Genomic DNA, 20,078 nt, shown 5'->3' with positions numbered 1-20,078 from the left:
CTACTGAACCATAATTTTTAATCAAATATTAACCATGAGCTTAATTACTAACTTTTCCCATATCGTGTCACTGTATTAATAATATAATAAGACTAGTAAACGAGTTTAAAATCCTTTTAGATTCTAAAAGCTCAGAGACAAATACTCTGAGCTCAAATTGTTTAATTATCAATTCAATTTAATTGTTATTTAAATAAATTTGCATCAATTTTTGCATATTCAAATAATATTCTACAATTTTAAATTCTTCCTCAGCTTCACTAAACTCCTTATCTAAATTAAAATGAACTTTCTTCATATTTGGTTCTGAAGTTGGAAGAATTAATCCGTTATATATCTTTAATTTCAAATCATTTTCATAATTCTTAAGTAAGAAATAATAGGATATTTGCTTATAGTCAAGCTTATTTATTTCTGTAAAATATTTAGCATCAAATATATACTTTTTGTCTCTTTCCTCAAAATAGAAATCAGGTTCAATTTTATATGTTTTTAATCCTTTAATTTTCCTTCTTCTATCTAATTCGAACTCCCTTTTTAGTAAATTATGTTTTTGATCACCTGTACTTTCAAAAATAAGCTCTTCATTCTCATCATCAATTTCTAAAAAATACTTATTTAGATAATTTCTAACCATCTCTTCCCAAATTAAATGGAAAGAGTAGATCTTAATCTCTATATGTTTACTACCACGATTTTCATTATTAAAATAAGCAATCAAGTCTTCTATTAATTGAAGATGAATATCCTTAAATAAAAATTGTTTTACATTCTTTAAGCTTCCAATAATCCTATCACTGTTAGTAAAGTTTATATCTCTATACTCTAAGTTTACTCGTGGAAGGTTAAATAAAAAATGAAATTTATCAATTGTTGAATTGATAACATAAGCCATACATTTGCTAATAAATACATAGTCTGTTACACGTTTTTGAATTACAGGTGGCATAAATAGTATGTTCCCATGATTTATTACTATCGGCGATTTATTAAATGTATCTTTCCATAAAATCTTACCATATTGGCCAAACTTTTTTATTTCTCTTTCTTGTGTAAATAACCCATATCTTTGGTAATACTCATAAATTTTATAAAATGGTTCAAAGGGATATGATTTATTGATTTCTTGATTAACCTGAACAAGGCGTTTATTATTATTGGTCATACATTTTTGTATGAGTCGAAACAGAAGATTCAAATACTTGTCTATATTTAGTGATGATTTATTAATTATATCCTTTTCAGAAAAAAAATGTTTTGGGAAACTCACTAATGCTTCATCCTCAGTGAATATAAAACCAACGAAATTAAAATAATCCCCTTCATTATTACTTTTTATATCGCGATATGTAAAATACCCATTATATATTTTCTCGATTTCACTCTTTAATAAGGTACCATCTTGAACAATTGTATATTTATAGTCACTCACAAATATTACCTACCATTTTAATGTTTCGGTTCCTTTAGATATTCAAGTAATTCATTGGAAAATATATTTTTTCCATCCTTAACATTTTTATATGCTGTAGAGAAGTTGGAAATCTCTTGTTTAAAAATCGATACATTTGAATATGAGACATTTTGGACATCATTCCATAAATACTCTAATAATTTTCCGCTGAATTGATTATAGTTATACCTATTTTCATTTATCCTAAACTTGATGAAGAATTGGCCAAGTTGTTTGTCTTCTGATAATCCTAACCCTTTTTCGCCCTGGTTTGTAATGAAATTATTTAAACTTCTATATAAATTGATCCAATCAAAAACGACACTTTCATTACTATCGTCATCTGAGAACTCAAACATGAAATTATTTAAGGGTGTCCCGTTACCATCTTTTGCAACCTCATTGGCATCGACATATTCAAACTCAAAGCGCCGTTTAAATGCCGTATCCATGACAAATACATTTTGATCACTTGTGTTGACAGTACCGATAATAAAAAAATTGTTAGGAAGATAAATTTTTCTATTAGAATATTCTCCCCAGATTTCACTTGAAATAACTAAATTATCAATACGATATTCACTTTCTCCATTTTCATCTCTATCTAACAATTGGAATAAGTCGCCAAATACTGCAGCAACATTTGAACGTGACATTTCTTCTAGAATTAAAAAAACTGGTTCATCCTTTTTTAATCGATCAAAAGCAAACTTTATTGCTTTTGTAAAAACTTGCGGATTAAATTTATATTCTATTTTAGTCTCACTTCCCTCTACACCAATTGGTTCTACAACAGGCATTACTTGCCCAACAAAATCCGTATAACCATATTCTGGATGCAGAGTTGCCCTAAAAACGTTTGGATGGTCTATTTTATGATTATAATTAGGTAAGCCATTTTCTTTAATAAATTTTTCAATGTTGTATGACTTACCTGTTCCAGGTGCTCCGAAATAAATTCGATTAATACCTTTAATTTGATACTCCTTTAGGAATTCTAAAAATTTAAAGTAATAGTTTATAGCTGCTGACTGGGAGTTATTTTGTGTATCGTTTAATCGTTTAATTTGAGAATCGCTAAATAACGTTTCCTTTCCGATATTATTCTTAACAAAATAGGGGTCTCCCCATAAATCGATTTTTCTATCATCATGTTGTTTATTCCATATGCTTTCTAATGTATTAATTGCTGAAATATAGTTAGATTGAGTTTTAGGTTTAATCGCTGGTTGTTCTCGTAGCCATTCCTTAAACGCAGATTTATAGTATAAATTAATATTTTCACTATTCTCTGTTTTCGTGTACTTATCCCAAATAACATCTGGAATAATACTCTCTTCAGTATAAATATTCATAAATTCTAAAAATCCCTTAATATGAGGATTTTTAAAAAGTATCATTCCCAACAAAGTATTGTAGTGTTTTTCTTTTGGAATAAATTGTAAAGCGTCATTTCTATTTCCGTTATACGGGGTCAAATTAATCGTGTTTGGATTTAATTGTATATCACGCACCGATAAATGCCTTTGAAGTCTAAATGGATAAAATACTATTACACCATAGTCTTTGTATTCACCTTTACCATTATGTTCGTCACTAAACTTCATAGGATTAGAAATAGCTATGCCTAAGCCATAAATACCTCTCGTATTTAAGGCTGCATCTAAGTCACTGAATTGTCCACTTCTGTAAGAAAATAATATATCCCCTATTCCTAAATCGGATCTGGAATGGTCATTAAGAGGGCGAAACACTAAAAAAGGTATGTCATCATCTTTATTAGTCAAATGAACAAAGTTCTCTTTTGAAGTAATAGTATGAAATTTCTTGTTTTCTTTTTTAAAAAGGCGTTCAACCATTAACTTAGAGAATTCAACTTGATTCTCTTCTCCATTTTCAAAATTTCCAATAGTTAAATCATAGGAATTTAACATCTGTTCAAATAAATGTTCTGGTACACTTTCAGAATTTCGGATGCTTGTTAACACAGGATATAAATTATATTCTTCCATTTTTTAATCCCCTTTTTTACATAAAATACTTTTTATAAATCTTCAACTAACAACTTAGTTTGTTATTTTGGACGCTAAAACTTTTTGAGAACTTCACCAACTTATTTATTGGTTTTAGCTTTCCTCTAGTCAATCAAGGTTATTACGGAAGGGGATAAGCCCTGGGGAATCTTTTTAATCTTTATAAAAAATAAGTATTCTTATCGTCTTGGCTTGCAGGACAAATATTATTTGGAGGTAGGACTGCACCTTACATTAGAAATAAAACATTGTCTCTTAGTTTTTGAAATTCTTTGATGTACTTTTAGTTGAACTTATACATTTTGTATTGATAGAACAAATTACTGATTGCATCATCTATTGCCTTATATTTATCCTTTATATCAACACCATATCCAGTTGTATCATCAATTTCATCTTTAAATCTTGCAAAAGCCTTAACTCCAAAATTAGTAAAATACAATTCTAGAATACAAGAAATCCCATTTTGATCCTGGTATTCTAGGATTTCATTTCGATATACAATTTCATCATCCATGTGATGCCTCCATTTAATCTATTAAAGCTATTAACTTGCAAATTTTTCCTGGAATAATTATCCCCCGTATATTCCTCTTTTTCGAATACTACCTATTTCTAGGATCAAACTGTTCCACAAAAATTAATATAGCATAGCTGGTTCCCTTATTAATACTAAATTTGGCAAGTAGGTTTACAAACGATGTAAACCCGATTTTTTGCATCCTCAATGACACATCACCTATAGATCATTTTTTCCTACTGTGAATGAGTATCGATTAATAATATTTCACCTTAAGAATTGATGTATAGTTTATTATCGATGTTGATAAGGTTAGAAAAGCTAATGAAGGACTATAATCGTCAAAATTAGAATATAAAAGCCAGCAATCCCGAATAGTGTTACGACCACTATAATTAAATCGCTGGCAGAAATATAAAATTACCTCTATTATGACTCCCAATATGATTAAATAATACAGGACTGTCTATTAAACCCTTATTAACCAAAAATTAATTATAATGAGAGTTAGATTTCATCCTAGCTATAAACTCCTCTATCCCTAATAAATCGGCTGCTTGAACATAAAAATTTTCTACGTCCATTTTTATGTTTTCAGTTATATATGCCCCTTGAGGAATAACAAAGCTTTCTTTTATTACGCAATTTGCAAATGTATGATGGTTTAAAAATCCAGTTATTTGTATGTGGAACACCTGGTTACTCATAAATTGCTGAAATGATTTATATTTTATATCTTCTTCATGAATTTTCCTGTTCATCATTATTCTTACAAAACAAAAATAATCATATAAAACAGGTGTTTCATTTTCTGGAACAGCCGTATAGGCTCCATCTTTATTATAATGGTCTGTTTCAAGCAATAGCAATGTTCCATTTCCCTTTGTTGTTTTGACACTGATTAATTCTGATCCTGCCTTTAAATCATATTCGTCCCAATACCCGAGTGGCAAAACTTCTAAATCTGGGGCAGTGCATTCTATTCCATAGTTAGTTAAGAATTGATAGACTGCAAATTCACCTAACTTCCCTTGAAATGTATCTTTGAAAATATCAGATAACGAACGAGACATTTGACCTCCAGATCTTGTAATCCGATGGGCACCCATTCTACCGTAGGTCATATTGTAACTAAACTCAAACGCTTCTTTAATATATTTTTCTTTTAAAATAACATTAGGCTCAAATTTAAATGGTAAGCGGTCCTGAATAAAGATCTTCTTTCCGAATCTCGAGAATCGAAGCCTCCGTAGCTGCAAAAGTAAATCAGGTTCGTCCTTAATTTGACTGCTTGACTGATAATAGTCGAGAGCAGCTTCTTTAATGAGATCCATGGTATTCTTTTTTAGATGTGAAAGGCTTCGATGGACTTTTTTTCATATAACCTGCTATCCATTTCTTCAAAAAAACGTGATGGCTTTCCATTGTAAAGCATATACAATCCATATTTCGCTCGTGTCATTGAAACATACAACAGACGTCGTTCAATAGCTAATTGTTCATCATCATCATCAGCGTCTTCTAGCAAAGGAATATTCTTATCGTTTAAGCGCATCATAATAACATAATCAAATTCCAGCCCTTTAGACGAATGAAAAGTTGTTAACTTAACCCCGGGAGTAGTAACTTTTCCTGGTTTCTTGTTTAAAATAAACTCACTTAATATTTTCTTTTCCGCTAAAAGATGGCTGGCACGATATAAATAATTTTGTTTCCTTCCTAGGATACCAATAGTTGCTTCGCTATCACTTTCCAAGATTTTTTGAACTAACTGAACTAAGACAACTTCCTCTTCATAATGATCTCCACTCTCGAAAACCACTGGAGCCGGCCCGTCTATATCTGGCAATTGAGGTGGAATATAATCTTCGTCTTTCGTGATATAGAGAGGATCTTGTTGTTGAAGACTATAGGCAAGTTCAATGATTTGTTTAGTAGATCTAAATGAATTTTGCAGAACTTTAGTTCTTCCCCCTTGAACATTTATTCCAATGTCACGCCAGGAAAAAGACGTCCGGTAAATATTTTGTCCTTTGTCAGCTGCAATGATTAAGCTTTTTTCAGCGATTTGTCTTAAGACACGAAGCTGCATTTCTTTAAGGTCCTGGGCTTCATCAATCATGACATGATCATATTTAACTTTTTCCGGTAAGCGTCCAATATGTTCATTTATAATTATGGCATGATCATCCCAGTCATATTGCTTTATTGCAGCGAGCTCCTTTTGATAAAATTCAAAAAGTGAAAAAATGACCTCTCGTTCCTTCTTTGTTACACGGTATTTTTTACCACGTCCAATACGTTCTATCTCATAATATTGATCTTTGTGGAGAATACCCTTACCTTTCATCCAAGTTATTTCATCACAAATAAAATCAATAAATTTTTCATCCTGCAGGAATCTATTACTATTTTTCCTTCCTAGTTCCTTTTGTCCTTTTTTAATAATATCTTTTTTCTTATTATCTGAAATTGCACTGCGGTATTTGGAAAGACTGGCTAGAGCTTTAGATGACCATTTATGAAATGTAAAAACTTGAATACGGTCATCATTAATCATTTCCGTAAACTCGCTGGCATAATTTGCTAACGTATTATTAAATGTAAAAAGCGCAATTTTTGTATCTTTTTCTTCACTTAACAGTTTTCTAGCTCGTTTTAATAACAAAAGGGTTTTTCCGCTTCCCGCAATCCCTTTAATCAGTAGATGCTCTCCTTCATAATCCATAATTTCTTTTTGCTTTGGTGTCAAATCGACATCTAGTGTTAGTTTCCCCATTGTTTACCCCCCTAAAATAAGTCATCATCCAAGTCGTCACTAAAGAGTTCATCTACAGCTGATCTAATCTTCTTTTTGGTCCGATGTTTAATTAACTCATCTTGCATTTGTAAAACCGCTTCTTTTGCAGATGACTCGATCTTTTCTATTTTCTCCTTTGACATTGGCTTTATCGTCCATTTTGCAGCAATAGATTGCCAGTAATCAATCCGAATCATGATAATTTCCTCGTTTCATCGTCCACAGGATAGTGAGCATCTTTACAATAACTATTATGCGGACATAAACGGCACAATGAAGATGGTCTTGCTTCCATAAGACCTTTTTCTTGTTCCAAGCCCTTAAAAAAATCATGTTTTGAATATTCTTCTTTAAATGCTGCATCCGCCGGCTCCATAACATCTTCCTGTTCGATTTTCCATTTCTTGATTAGAAATTGGAAAGCCCTGCATATATTGGCATATTCTCGGTCTCCATATTGGAACTGTTCACGCAAATTAAACTGTCTATGACTTTTTCTTGCATAGTCATCCCGTTCTCTCGCCATAATCTCGGTCCACTGAGGAAATAGTATTCTCGTCTGTTCGTAAACAGCTTGATTATTTTCTTTACTAAATAAATAGCCGGACATTAGTAGATTGCTAAATAAAAATCCATGGTGAAAACTTTGTTTATAATAAGCAAATGGCTGCACGATAAAACTATAATAGAATCTACGAGGGCAAATATTATATTCTGCTAAAGCAGCGACGGGATAATAATAAAAGTCGTCTTCCAAAGAGTTTCCATTTATTTTGAGTATTTCATCTTTCGGTTTTTTCGCAAAATCCAATTTGCCTGCTTCATATTCGTTTATTTCATTAACAATTGTTAAATACAGTGATTCATTTACTTCCTTATCTTTTATTGACTCAATCCATGAAAGTTTTACATTAGATGAATAATTGATTAATAGATAAAATAAATAACGGGAAATCTCTTTACTATATTTTTCACGTATGTTGAGAAGCTTTATCTCAGTATTATTAGTCTTTTCCAGTGTTTGTCTGTTTAGCGGCCATAATAAAGCACTGTAGTGGTAAGGAAGTGTCTCTTCATCTAAACCGCATCCATGTATTGGTTTATCTTTTTTAAACATTAAACCATCTATTTTTTCAAAACCATATATCGCCGACTGGATATCAACTTCGTTAGGATCATCTTGATCGATAAAACTGCCTTTTAAATAAAGAGCAATAGCCTCGGCCAAATCTGCAATATAAAAATTCTCATATTCAGCCTCCCCTATTTGTAGTTTTGCTTTTAATGTCTCCAACATTTGTTTTTCTTCTTTAAGAAGCGAGCTTGTACTTCCTTCCTCAAAGAGCAGTTCTTCTAGTCGTTTAAAATGATCATTTAGATTTACAAAATTGTTTTCCTGATGAAATAATTCTTCTGCAATATAGAACAAACGATTCATCAGTCTTAATACTATTCTTACATCTTCAGTTTTTACTCTAAAATAGGAAAAACGATTAAAAGGGTTTTCCAACATTTGATGGAAACGCTGTGTCTTATCTTCAATATCATAAGATTGATCAAAAGCACTTATCACCTTATCATGAATTTCCTCTAATTTTCCTGTCCGATTTTGCCATTCTTGTAATGTTTTACAATCGCTGAAATAAGGAAAAACATCTTGCAGGATATTTGTGTAATTCCTCCCATTCTCCTCTGCGACACTGAGCCAACCGGAAGAAAAACATTCAAATAAAGCGCGTTCCGTGATGATTAATTTATTTTCCTGATCATCCCACATTGTATGAAGATGGAACAAGAATTGGCCAATCGGATATGAAAGGAAATGCTGATCTTGAAAAAGTTCAGGATGATATTCTTTTATTCGATTATTTAATCCTTCAGCCTTTGGTGATACATAGAGCGTTTCTTGATTATTTTCATCCTCGAACCCATCCAAGAACGAATAAAAATCCTTAAATCTTATAACAGCTGGCAGTTCTTTATGATCTTGTACAGCCTGCTTGTCTTCTTCGAAATGATTTAAAAACCACGCACCGTTTAAAACTGCCTGACTCTCTTCTTCTATCATCCAATTTTCTCTATCTATCCATCCGTTTTCTCGATTGATAAATGCTTCGTAAACACGGAAGGTCTCTGGAAATCGTTTGTCATATAGGTGCATAAAAATTATATTAATTCCGGCCTCTTTTAAAAGAGTAAAGATTTTCTGCTGAATAGGCGTCATAAAATAAAAACCATGTAAAATTATTACTTCTATATCCTCAATTTTGGTAAAGTCGTATCCAAGTTTTTCTTTCATTGCAGAGTTTTTATCCATCAATCTTTGCTTTTCCTTTAGAACTTGTAAAATGCGATTTTTTATCTTCTCCGGCCGTCTATTATAACTATCGATTCTATTAGATAATTCCTTTATTAAAGGGTCCTCTAGTATCATCTTCTTCCAAAGGGAAATGAATATCTTTTCTTCATACGATTTTGCTGCCAATTCATCTGGCTTCATTCCTAATTCCGTCAACAGCCTCATAGATTGAAGGACATCCATTTGATTTAATCGAAAAGATCGAAGTTTTTGTGCTTGATCCTTATTTTCATCTATTAAATCATGTATGACTTTTGTCAGCCGGGTGTATTGTTCTACTTTCTTATTTGGATTAGCCCATTCCCCTAATATCCAGGAAATTAATAATCCGGCACTCATTACCGGTATATTTATATACTCTTGATAAAAGCTGTCGATTCCTTCACGTAAGCTATCTGTTGCACAAATATGAAGTGCATTTTTATTTGCACTAAATCCGGGATGGCTGTGAAGTTTTAACGGATCACTATATGTCATCACATAAACACTCATTAAGTCATATCCCCTTTTTTCTGCTAGATTTGATTTTTTAATAAAGCAGACCAATTTTTCCTATCTTTATTTAAGGCAGTGGAATTTCCTAAAATCCAAAGCCTTTCTTCACATCTTGTCATAGCTACATACAGGAGCCGTGTCTCGTCTTTTATTACTTCACTTTCTTCATTAGGTGAAATATCCTCATATAGCGGACTTTTGTAACTCCCTTTTATGCTCCATGCCGCCCTCCATTTTGTACATTCTTTTCCTGTTCTATCTTTTTCAAAATTTTTACTTAGGAGCAGTTCACTTCTTTCAAATCGAAAATCTAAATCTGTAAAAGGAATAATGACACTGTGAAATTCCAGCCCTTTTGACTTGTGAACAGTAACAATTACCAAATTGTTCTCTGTTTCGCTATCCTTTAATTCCGGTTCATCTTGATCCCGATTAACTGCTTTATTCATTTCGAGCCATGTATAGATTGAGTACAAAGATAAAAATTCTATATTGTATTGATCATGCAGAAGTTCAAAAATATAGTTCATGTTTTTCTCATATTGAAGCGAGAGAGCACGTGCATGCCGATCATTATCAGGGTTACCTGGTGATTTTTCTTCTAATTCTTTTAATTTATAATAATAGTATCTTTCTGCAGGCCGATTCTTGGTTAAGATTCTTCTTAAAACAGCAAGTACAGGTTTCAGTCTTAGTTCACGAAATACATTATCCCATTCTTCAATAGGCTCAAATTGGTTTAGATAACACATGATTTGTTTTTCATCACCATTAAAATTTGAAAGATGATGCCAATCGACATTTACTTTTGAAAAAGAAGTCTGAAGTAAATTCATTCGGCTGACTGGCCGATTTGGGTATAGTAATCCTTCCACTAAGTAATAGAAGTCCCAGACCGCATCACTGATAAAGAAGGTGCCGCCAATTTCCAGGTCTGGATATAAACCAATTTCCTCACACCATTTTTTTATTAAAGATGCCTGCTTATTAGTTCGAACTAGAATAGCTGTTTTCAGCACTCTATCCTTAAAATTTTGGTTTTCAGCTTCTGTCCTTGCTTTTGCTTCTTTAATTAGCGATAAAACATCTGACTTCATCTGTTCTTTTTTCCAATAGGAACCCCATTGGATCTTAAAATCTCCAACACTATCTTTTATTCCGATTAATCGATCACTATTAGATTCATCATCTAGATAATCGATGAACTCTTTTTTTCCCCATTGTAAAAAATGGCTGTGCATACTATTTAGAATGTTGGCTGAAGTTCGATAGTTTTTTCTTAGTTTTTTTGGAACCAATTGGTTTTTGCCTAACAACTTATCCAGCTGATTAAAAGCGGTATAATCTGCTCCACGGAATCGGTAAATACTTTGCTTAATATCACCTACTACAAATAAATAAGCCTTTAATACCTGCTGTAATGTGGAGGCAAGCTGTATTTGAGAATCATCAGTATCTTGGAATTCATCAATAAACAGATATCTAATCTGCTGAGATATTCGTTCAAAAGATGCCTTATTTTCAGCAGCAATACTTATTTGTCTGGTTAAATCATTGATTGTTACTGCATTTTTCCGTATTTTTAAAGATTGAAACTGCTTTTCACAATCGATAAACACCTTCCCGAACAATTTCTGTAATTGACTTACTTGAAAATCGTCAGCCTTTTTTCCGTCTTCTTTAAGCAGTTCTCCCCAATCCAGTTTTTGCAGTTCGGCTTCCGTCAGTCCTTTTTTCTCAAATTCATCCCAGAAACTATGAACTAGATTAACAAATTCGTAAAGTCTCATACCGCCAAGCTGTTCCGTTATCTCTTTATCGAAAGGTTGTAAATAATCATTTAAGACCTTTTCTATTAGTTCTTTCCGTTCTTGCTGAAATGAGCGTATACTCACATTTTTTCCATACCCTATCACAGAGCCTATCTCTGAAATTAAATATTTGGCAAAAGAATCAATCGTACTAATTCTCATATTATTTAATTCTTCTATAAGCTCTAAATAACGCTTATCCTCAGTCAAACGGTAACGGCTCCAAAATTCCTTTCGAAGACGGTTAAGCATATTTTTTGCTGCTTCCCTTGTAAACGTAATCATCACAATTTCGTTTAGCGGAATATCAGTTATGTGAAGCAAAAACATTATACGCTGTATCATTACAGTTGTTTTTCCGGACCCTGCACCCGCTTCAATAGATAAATGTGTGTCAACAGGGGCATGTTCTATTTCAAACTGCTCAAAGTTAAACAATTGAATATCCTGACCTATTTCTTTTAGTACAGTCTTAAATTGATGAATTTCTTTGCCATCTTGAATACAAATAGATTTTGCTTTCTCTGCCAAGCTGTCATTAAGCTCAAAATGCTGAAACAAAAATAAATCACTATATTTTTCCCACTGAGCCACCTCGAATTTTATGTTTGAAAATAGAATTACTTTTCTTCCAGTTCTAAGCAATTGATTTACTTTTTCTTTTAAATCATCATTAAGTGTATCTGTGTACATGCAAAGTGAGTATTTTATTTTATCTATATTAATATTCATACCAGAAACACTCCTTTTAATATAAATCCGTATCCTTTGAATAATATAAAGGTATTAAAAAATAATATCTTTAGCTATATTATTAGGAATTAAGCACTAAGTTATATACAAAATGAAAACCGGATTATCTTCAATCCGGCTCTATATATTTATATTACAAAAACTATCAGGAACTAATCAATACATAATAATGGAAAACTCTATGTTACCGTCCAAAAAAACCTAAAATAAGACAATTATGGGCACGAAGAGCATTAAGAAATTCTAATCCAAATCAATTTGCTTTATTAAAAAACTTCACTTAGTAATACCTTGAGTATTTAAATTTGCTATAGTGGAGAGAATTTTATCAGCAGCAAATAATATGGTGGTGATATTTTGGCTGACAATCTCTCAAAAGAACAACGAACAAAGAATATGAAAGCAATCAAATCGGTATCCCAGCTGGAGAACGAAATAACAAAAGCCCTATGGAGGAAAGGATTTAGGTTTAGGAAGAACACAAAAATGTTCGGAAAGCCGGATATATCCATCAAAAAATATAAAGTGGTAATCTTTATTGACTCTTGCTTTTGGCATTGCTGCCCTGTCCATGGAAACATGCCTAAATCAAATAGAGAATATTGGATACAGAAATTAGAAAGAAATACTCAAAGGGACATTGAAGTAAATAATTTCTACAAAGAACAGGGATGGAATATCCTCCGTATATGGGAGCATGAGTTTAAGGCTGATTTCAACAAAGCGGTTGATGTGATTAGTGATTTTATCGAAGAATGCTCATCTAAAAAATGAAATACCCTTGTCCATTATAAAGCCAAGGGTATTTCTAATTATATAAGATTGCTTAATTCTTTTGAGCAAGTCTCCTTAAACTGAATCCAGCAAGCCTCTTGCTTTGCCCATTGAGTGATGTTTCGATCACCAGCTGATACCTTAAGGAATGATAGAGCTTTATCAGCGATAATACGGATTACTTCATCCCACGAATCTGACAATGATTGTTTTTCCCATACATTAACTAGATCGATTTTATCACTGTATAAATGATTTATCATTGCAACAGTATAATAGATAACATTAGCTTTATAACCTCTTAAGTTCATTTCATTAACAATTTCTCTCACTCGTAAATTAATGATAGACCTTGCAATTAATTTTTGGTAAACGGATAAGGTCATTTTAGACTGTGAGCTTCCTTCTGTTTTCCAAAAGCTTTTATTTGCTTCCATAAACCTCTTGAAGGCTTCTTCTCCACCCTTACTTGAAACATGAGGATGACCTTCCCAAGACATATAATATTTTGCAATATCTACTTTGGTCAGTACTTTATCCTTAGGATATTGTTTCTTGAAGTCACTCTGTTCTTTACCGCGTTTTCTACGGTTAATATCAACCATGTATTGTCCTCTGGCTCGTTCAAAATACCACTTACTTTCGGGTCTTCGGCCATCAAATACAGGAATCCAAATGTTCCTGGAGAACTTCTCTAAATCAGACATAAATCTTGTATTTGCAAGCAAATCAGACTTGTTGACCTTGTTTTGTGTATTAGCATATTGAGAAATACGGGACACCATTTCGTCTTCTAATACATGCTGATCCTTTTTAACGAATTCATTTACTTGCAGAATTGTTAGCTTTGCCTGAACATAAACATCTTTCAAACTTATGCCATTTTTATAAGCCTGATGTATAGATGCAGTCGTCTGACCGCCATTAACAATTTGCCAGCCTGCTAAGCCTTTGATTTTATATAAATTTGTTCCTTGACTAATCTTTTCAAAGTCACCAGAACGGGCTACAGTTGATATACCATTATTATACGCCACAAACATTTTTCTCTGGAACGGATCTTTTAGAGTATCACGTATCCCTTTATTAGTGCCTCCTCTAGCTTGGAGAAATGACCTTACATTTCGTTCAACCAGTTTTTGTCCCCATTCGTCATAAGCTTTTGCCAATAGTTCAGCAGAAATATATCCAACATAACAGTCAAAATCCTTTACTCCACTGTCTGGATCTGGCACTAGCATCATATCAAAAGATTCTCCATAATCTTTTTCAAAATCAATATAATCAATTTCAATACCTTGCTCAGACATGATTAACTGCTGAATACGATCAAAATCCCATACCTGAACGTTGACTGTATCAATTCCTGGAATAGTTAATTCAACCGGTTTATTTGAGGTATAAAATAAATTAGTTAGGACGTAAATATTTGATTCACTGATTACTTCCATTTTTTCAGTAAGTATTTTGGCAAGATCATAGCCTTGAAGAGAACGGTCAATTGTATCCAGCAGCGATTTTGCATTTGTAACAAATCGTTTAGCTTTGTTAGCAATTTCAGTTACTGACGTCATATTGATTGTAAGCAAATCGTCCTCATTCTGTTCAAAATTATAATCTACAACATAAAGATCTAATACATTATTTTCTTCGTCAAAAGAATAGGCATTTATTGCAATATTTTTTGCTGTATCTAAATATGGAGGTAGCAGTACTTCAGGTTCATCTGACTGCTCCATATAAGTGAGCATTTTTTCTAGAAACGGCACCTGATAGCTCCCTGTTTTAATCGCTTTTTCTTCCAGGTCCTCCATGAAATCAATTAAAAATTCTTTTCTCTGTCTATTTTCAATCATATTTACCATTCCACTCTAAAATTTTTCGTAAAACTCCTCTTCATCTCTTTGAAAATGAGAACAATGTGTAAGGTCTATATTATAAGAAACATGTGAAATCCCTCTTGGCAGGTCGTCTTTTAGGAGCCTAGGGAAATGTTCATCTGCTTCATACACTTCAACTTTCTCCACAAAGTAAAGCTTGTCGGTGTACTCATCTTCCCTGTAGCCATTTTCCAAAAGCAATTCGCTAAACATTAAAGCAATCCGTTCAGACCTGGCAGTTAATTTCTCGTGCACTTGGCTTACTATATCCTGAAGAGACATCCCGTGTGTCCTGCTCTGTTCTAGGTAACAAACATATAGATAAATGGACGATACTGCTTCAGTTAACATCAGTTGATTTTCATTTGAAATTTTTATTGTTTTGGCCAATTTATCAATCACTGTTTTAATCTCTAAGCCAAATTTACTGCCCTTAAAATCTATTCTTCCTTGAGTTGGTCCTTCCCATTGTTCAATAATAAGAGGAGGCTGTCCAGGAAATTTATCCAGCCATTGATTAATAAAGTATAATTCTCCAAAGAGACCTCTTAGCTGTTCATCAGACAACTTTCTAAACCCGCCTCTCTGAAAGAAGAATCTCCATCTGTCCAATACTTTCACGATTGTGGAAAACATTGATTCAGTTGTATCCAGTATTAAATGATCAAGCATATTCTGAAGCACTGATTCAAAAATATCAGAACTGTGTCCGTCCCCTTGTTTCACGACAAGAAAATAATGATCCTCTAGGAGGAAAAGCTTTTCATGGTACTCAAGATCTATCGTTAAGCCCCGCCATTTTGGCAATGACTTGATTTGATCTTCCTCCCAGGGCTCAGTCCCCAAATCAATATAAAGCTGACGATAAAAGTTACCTCCGTCAATCCCAGCGATTATAATAGGATCTTCATACGTCAGAATGCTAAGTTTATAGATCTCACTATTTTCTTTATGTGAAAGTTCTTGAATCATTTGCTCAAACTCTGCTTTTAGTTTTACCACAACGATTCTCCTTTTACTGAATTTTACTCTACAGTTTTATTTGTCTGAAAGACATCTGTTTCATCAATATTCGTTTCGGGAAAGGAAAAAGCAATCCCTATTGGTACTAATTGGTTTGAAAATGGTACATTAAGACTCTTAAAGACACGAACATTTGGATTTAAAGGATAAATAAGCAGCAATCCTTTCTCTTTATCCCTTTGAGCCCGCTTCTCCTCACGGTCCTTTATTCCTTCTATTTTTGATTGATCTAAATCAATGTACTCTTGATTTGGAGCAACAATTGCTTTTATATCAAGTTTTGAGGATGATTCAGTCGATGGTTTCACATTTTCTCCTCGTACTACGGCTGATTTTAATTTGAGCTTTCCGAGCTGCACAGGAAACATTTCTACCTTGGTTCTTTTACTTGGTTCACCTTCTACGACTGCGACGGACCACTCTGTAAGCTCGCCATTATCATTTGCAAAATCAATATATTTTTGTATTTTTGCTGAATCTACCTTCTCTCCCCCCGATGTCTTAAATTCTGAAAGAAATTCCTTTACCAGCTCAGAATCAACTCCTGATGCATAATAATAATTCGTTTTTCCTCTTCCAAAATTTCTCTGTTCTAATGGTAGTTTTTCAACAAGTCTTTCTGCAGCAAGCATATTTCCCCTGTAGAATTCTAAGTTTTTATCAAACAGTCTCGTCTGTTGCAGTGTGCCTCCATATATCACAATTGAAGAAACAGCATTTCGCATCTTTAATGGACTGGTTAAGGTCATAGTGGGATGACTAAGCATCTTCACAGCATATTCTGATGGTTTCTTCCCTTTCTGAGCTAAACGGTCAAATTCTCTGCGTAGTTCGATCATAGCAATAGCAAGATGCTCAAAATTCGATGCAATTTCCTCAGAGGTATAGATCCTGCATAAATCCATATATCCCTTTCGATATCCGAACCATCTACCCATCTGCATAAGCGTGTCATACATCAGCGTATTTCTAAAATAGTAAGTAATGCTAAGCCCTTCCAGGGTTAACCCTCTAGAAAGTTTATCACCGCCAACGGCAATTACATTTAACCCCTCTTCCTTATATTGATGGTAATCAAGAGCGTCTTTACTGTTTCCGTTTATTTCAAAAACCTCAGTACTTCCGGCCGATTTTTTCAGTTCCTCAAGAACCTCTTCCCAGCTGAAGTCTTGTATTTCTTCTGGCCATTCTCTGCTAGTAGGCCTTGTGTCCTGTTCGTACAATTCCCTTATTTCTGTAATTGTTTCACTATTTGGATTGTAAAGTACTTGTTTTAGTATAGCATCATACGTTTTAAATACTTCATCTTTCACGTTTGACTGAACATCCTTAAAACGTGATGTGTGAATAAGCATAGAATTATGTGTTCTTCTCTGGCCCCGCAGATTTCTAATAGAAATAGTCAGTAAAAATGCTATTATTGCCTCTCTCAGCTGTGGAGGCACTTCGTCAAATTTATCTGCATCTGTCTTTTTCTTAAGCGGTGTAAATGCATCTATATCTTCCTGGTTTAAATGACGAATTAAGCTCGGCCTAGAGTCGTCAGCATCCTCTTCTACATTAAAGAATTCTTCCGGACCACAATATCCTTTTGGTTTTGGCAGCCCCACTAAAAAATCTTTTGGATAGAGATCTGCCCCTTCAACTGCAGTTTGTGCATCCATACTGATAAGCAAGTTGGCAAATGGCGTGGCAGTATAACCAACATACGCTTTACGTTTAAACACTTCTAAAATCTGTCTTATTAATCGATTAATCGTTTTTGGATCTTCATTTTTATTAGGATCAGAGGTGTCTACAGATGCCTGATCTGCTTCATCATCCACAATCAATAATGGTATATCAAGGCTGTACAAGTTCCGGTGATAGATCAGCTGATCACGAAGCGATTCCAGCACTGTTTTATTTTTCTTAACTACCATTAGTGTAGGGGAATTTAAATTACTCGTGCCGCCATGTTCAGAACTGATATCTTTGTCTTCAGTTGTCCACGATTGTATAATATGGTCTTGAGTATTTGAATAAATCTGTGCTACTCCCAAAGGTTTTCCTGTTTTATCAATACGATTTCCTATAACCTCATCGTTAAGCCTGATTTGTGTCTGAGCCCTTAGGTCATTATGAATTCCTGATAAAACAATAATTAATTTATATCCGACATCATAGGCTTTATTAATTAAGCCGGTGAAATTCGCCGTTTTCCCAGACTGTACATACCCCAACACTAGTCCGCGTTTATCAAAAGGTGTCATGGATTTAGGGTCTCCAATTGATTCCAGGATTTCATTCGTTGTGTCGTCAATTGCTTGTACAGATTCTATAGGCCATTTCTTTATGTGAGAAAGATATTGGCGGTATCTAGTCCAAAAGAAACCGCTGGCAATCATGCTTGGCTTGAACCATTTCTTATCGTTCTGAGATCTCATTACATAGCTTTTAGAAATTTCCGTCCCTATTTTATACCTCACAAACATTTCAAGGGACCACTTTTTATATTTACTATCTTCCAGCTCCCCATATTTAGCGGTTACTGCCTGCTTCGCAAGTTTTAGAGCTTGTTCAGCAGCTTCCTGCATAGTCGGAAAATTACTCTTAAATATATAAAAAGTATTGCTGAATGTCTGTTCGAAAAGACTTTTCTGTTCTATCTCAGCCAATTACACCTGCCTCCTTTAGAATGAATTTCAAGGTTACACGATTTATACCATCAAATGCGGGCTGGGTTATCATAATGTTTAGAAGCTGTTCTTCATCACTAGCAACGTTCAATTCAAGCATGGTTGAAGCAAACTGCAAAACAAGCCCCTTATCTGCATCGGATATCTCTTGAACAGTCTCCTCAGGTACTTTAGGGGAATCAATTATGTTGCTAGGTGACCCTAATTGAACAAACTTAAGATATAAATTTAACAATTTGGCACTTTCATTATCAATTTTATTAAATAACTCTGATAAAATCGGATGATTTCTATTTAAAATAAACTGCGGCCCATCATCTCGCCCGGATTGCTCCCATGTGTTTAGGCTTCCGGCCATTCTCCTGCCATGATTGGTACTTTGAGTTCTAAAATAAAAGATATCTCTGGATACCTTCCTCGCAATAGCTGAAATGGCCTCCAGCCTTTTTTTGGCCTCTTCGGGCAAATTAATTCCGGATTTCTTTATATCTACCTGCCAATCAGAATCGGCTTCATTTGGCAAATCAACTCGCACTCTTGCAAGCTGCGAAGACGCATCTTTTGGGAACAAACCCATCCAATCTCCAAAGTGCAGAAGTCTATTTTCTCTATAAATATAAAGCCCCTGATGATCCCTCCATCCTTTATAGCCGCCTGCTTTTTTATATTCAGGTTCAGTTAAGTGCGAGGCGTGAGGAAGGATAAAATATTGAACCTTTATTCTGTGGTCATTTAATTTTAATAGCTGCATCTCACCCTCAATTGTGTTCTGGTGATGCCTCAAAAATGGGTCCCAAGGAACAACTTTATTACCATTAACAAAAATTCCTACATCATTTTTTTCTATAATAGAGTGAAATACAAATTCTAAATGCTTGTTAATCCTTGAAACCTTATTAAAGAAACTGGTTTCCTTTAATTTTCTCTTTCTGCCATAGCCCATAAACCGATCAAGTTTATCAATACAAACGACAGTACCGTTCTGTCCCTCAATTTCACCCAATTTAACCCTTACCTCGTCCGGTATCCGGGTGAAGAGTTGCCATTCATTGCACTCAGATACATAATCTAAGTCCCAGCACCTCTCAAAATAAACTCCATCTTTTTTCGTTAACACACTTAATCGCTTTCCCATTGAAAATGAAGCAGTTTTTAATCCCATTCCAAATCTCCCTAGTTCATTCGGACTTCTTTTTGCCCTAGGGTCTTTTGAACCGATATTCATAGCTGTTTGAAGCATATCCTCGTTCATACCAGTACCATTATCAACTATCTTAATTAATCCATCAGACTCACCATATTCAAAATACACATTAACAATTGAAGATTCAGCATCAAGACTATTATCAACTAAATCAGCTATAGCTGTACTGGCAGTATAACCAATGGATCTTAATGCTTGAATAACCGGTGCAGCAGATGGCTGAGTAAGAACAACATTCATGGTTAATAACTCCGTTTCCTTTAATTGTCTATTTTCCATTATAACAACATATCAT

At 33.8% G+C, this 20,078-nt stretch carries 13 protein-coding genes; 1 reads left to right on the top strand and 12 read right to left on the bottom strand.

All coding sequences use genetic code 11. From position 1 onward, the window contains the following. Positions 1-178: 178 nt before the first annotated feature. The 8 genes from CZ487_RS12085 to CZ487_RS12050 form a co-directional block, all read right to left on the bottom strand. Positions 179-1,432 carry an LlaJI family restriction endonuclease gene (locus CZ487_RS12085; RefSeq protein ID WP_077212408.1) on the bottom strand — a complete coding sequence of 418 codons (1,254 nt, stop codon included), beginning with the start codon at positions 1,430-1,432 and terminating at the stop codon, positions 179-181. A gap of 17 nt (positions 1,433-1,449) precedes the next feature. Further along, on the bottom strand, positions 1,450-3,465 hold the full coding sequence (locus tag CZ487_RS26165; RefSeq protein WP_084783238.1) for an AAA family ATPase: 2,016 nt from the start codon (positions 3,463-3,465) through the stop codon (positions 1,450-1,452). 304 nt (positions 3,466-3,769) lie between these two features. Next, positions 3,770-4,003: a hypothetical protein gene (locus tag CZ487_RS12075; protein WP_077212407.1), complete on the bottom strand. Its 234-nt coding sequence runs from the start codon at positions 4,001-4,003 to the stop codon at positions 3,770-3,772. 494 nt (positions 4,004-4,497) lie between these two features. After that, the gene (locus CZ487_RS12070) at positions 4,498-5,340 is read right to left on the bottom strand and encodes a hypothetical protein (RefSeq protein WP_077212406.1); all 843 of its coding nucleotides are present in this window, start codon (positions 5,338-5,340) and stop codon (positions 4,498-4,500) included. Positions 5,341-5,351: 11 nt separating this feature from the next. Further along, complete coding sequence (locus CZ487_RS12065; protein ID WP_077212405.1) at positions 5,352-6,785, bottom strand: 3'-5' exonuclease; 1,434 nt, start codon at positions 6,783-6,785, stop codon at positions 5,352-5,354. An 11-nt stretch (positions 6,786-6,796) separates the two neighbouring features. Further along, entirely contained in the window at positions 6,797-7,003 is a 207-nt protein-coding gene (locus CZ487_RS12060; RefSeq protein ID WP_077212404.1) for a hypothetical protein, read from the bottom strand. Next, positions 7,000-9,657: a hypothetical protein gene (locus CZ487_RS12055; protein ID WP_077212403.1), complete on the bottom strand. Its 2,658-nt coding sequence runs from the start codon at positions 9,655-9,657 to the stop codon at positions 7,000-7,002. The genes CZ487_RS12060 and CZ487_RS12055 overlap by 4 nt, the downstream gene beginning before the upstream one ends. Before the next feature lie 23 nt (positions 9,658-9,680). Then, positions 9,681-12,203 carry a UvrD-helicase domain-containing protein gene (locus tag CZ487_RS12050; RefSeq protein WP_077212402.1) on the bottom strand — a complete coding sequence of 841 codons (2,523 nt, stop codon included), beginning with the start codon at positions 12,201-12,203 and terminating at the stop codon, positions 9,681-9,683. A gap of 378 nt (positions 12,204-12,581) precedes the next feature. Here CZ487_RS12050 and CZ487_RS12045 point away from each other — a divergent pair, with 378 nt between their 5' ends. Continuing rightward, positions 12,582-12,998: a very short patch repair endonuclease gene (locus CZ487_RS12045; RefSeq protein WP_077212401.1), complete on the top strand. Its 417-nt coding sequence runs from the start codon at positions 12,582-12,584 to the stop codon at positions 12,996-12,998. Positions 12,999-13,036: 38 nt separating this feature from the next. On the opposite strand, the gene CZ487_RS12040 is transcribed toward CZ487_RS12045, so the two are convergent. From CZ487_RS12040 to CZ487_RS12025, 4 genes are read right to left on the bottom strand one after another with little or no spacing between them, the layout of a single operon-like run. Further along, positions 13,037-14,854, bottom strand: a complete 1,818-nt coding sequence (locus CZ487_RS12040; protein ID WP_077215292.1) for an AIPR family protein — start codon at positions 14,852-14,854, stop codon at positions 13,037-13,039. A 15-nt stretch (positions 14,855-14,869) separates the two neighbouring features. Further along, positions 14,870-15,880, bottom strand: a complete 1,011-nt coding sequence (locus CZ487_RS12035; RefSeq protein WP_077212400.1) for a PD-(D/E)XK motif protein — start codon at positions 15,878-15,880, stop codon at positions 14,870-14,872. Positions 15,881-15,903: 23 nt separating this feature from the next. Beyond that, on the bottom strand, positions 15,904-18,558 hold the full coding sequence (locus CZ487_RS12030) for a Z1 domain-containing protein (protein WP_077212399.1): 2,655 nt from the start codon (positions 18,556-18,558) through the stop codon (positions 15,904-15,906). After that, the gene (locus CZ487_RS12025; protein ID WP_077212398.1) at positions 18,551-20,023 is read right to left on the bottom strand and encodes an ATP-binding protein; all 1,473 of its coding nucleotides are present in this window, start codon (positions 20,021-20,023) and stop codon (positions 18,551-18,553) included. The genes CZ487_RS12030 and CZ487_RS12025 overlap by 8 nt, the downstream gene beginning before the upstream one ends. Positions 20,024-20,078: the final 55 nt, after the last annotated feature.

This window comes from Robertmurraya dakarensis (assembly GCF_900156875.1).
Taxonomy (GTDB): Bacteria; Bacillota; Bacilli; order Bacillales; family Cytobacillaceae; genus Robertmurraya; species Robertmurraya dakarensis.
Note: the sequence above shows the minus strand (reverse complement) of the source record. Positions and strands in the feature narration are given on the sequence as shown.

What these genes read in the sequence shown, in the direction of transcription:
- CZ487_RS26165 (WP_084783238.1), bottom strand. Translation starts at nt 3,465, where the DNA reads ATGGAAGAATATAATTTATATCCTGTGTTAACAAGCATCCGAAATTCT.
- CZ487_RS12075 (WP_077212407.1), bottom strand. Translation starts at nt 4,003, where the DNA reads ATGGATGATGAAATTGTATATCGAAATGAAATCCTAGAATACCAGGAT.
- CZ487_RS12070 (WP_077212406.1), bottom strand. Translation starts at nt 5,340, where the DNA reads ATGGATCTCATTAAAGAAGCTGCTCTCGACTATTATCAGTCAAGCAGT.
- CZ487_RS12065 (WP_077212405.1), bottom strand. Translation starts at nt 6,785, where the DNA reads ATGGGGAAACTAACACTAGATGTCGATTTGACACCAAAGCAAAAAGAA.
- CZ487_RS12060 (WP_077212404.1), bottom strand. Translation starts at nt 7,003, where the DNA reads ATGATTCGGATTGATTACTGGCAATCTATTGCTGCAAAATGGACGATA.
- CZ487_RS12055 (WP_077212403.1), bottom strand. Translation starts at nt 9,657, where the DNA reads ATGAGTGTTTATGTGATGACATATAGTGATCCGTTAAAACTTCACAGC.
- CZ487_RS12050 (WP_077212402.1), bottom strand. Translation starts at nt 12,203, where the DNA reads ATGAATATTAATATAGATAAAATAAAATACTCACTTTGCATGTACACA.
- CZ487_RS12040 (WP_077215292.1), bottom strand. Translation starts at nt 14,854, where the DNA reads ATGATTGAAAATAGACAGAGAAAAGAATTTTTAATTGATTTCATGGAG.
- CZ487_RS12025 (WP_077212398.1), bottom strand. Translation starts at nt 20,023, where the DNA reads ATGAATGTTGTTCTTACTCAGCCATCTGCTGCACCGGTTATTCAAGCA.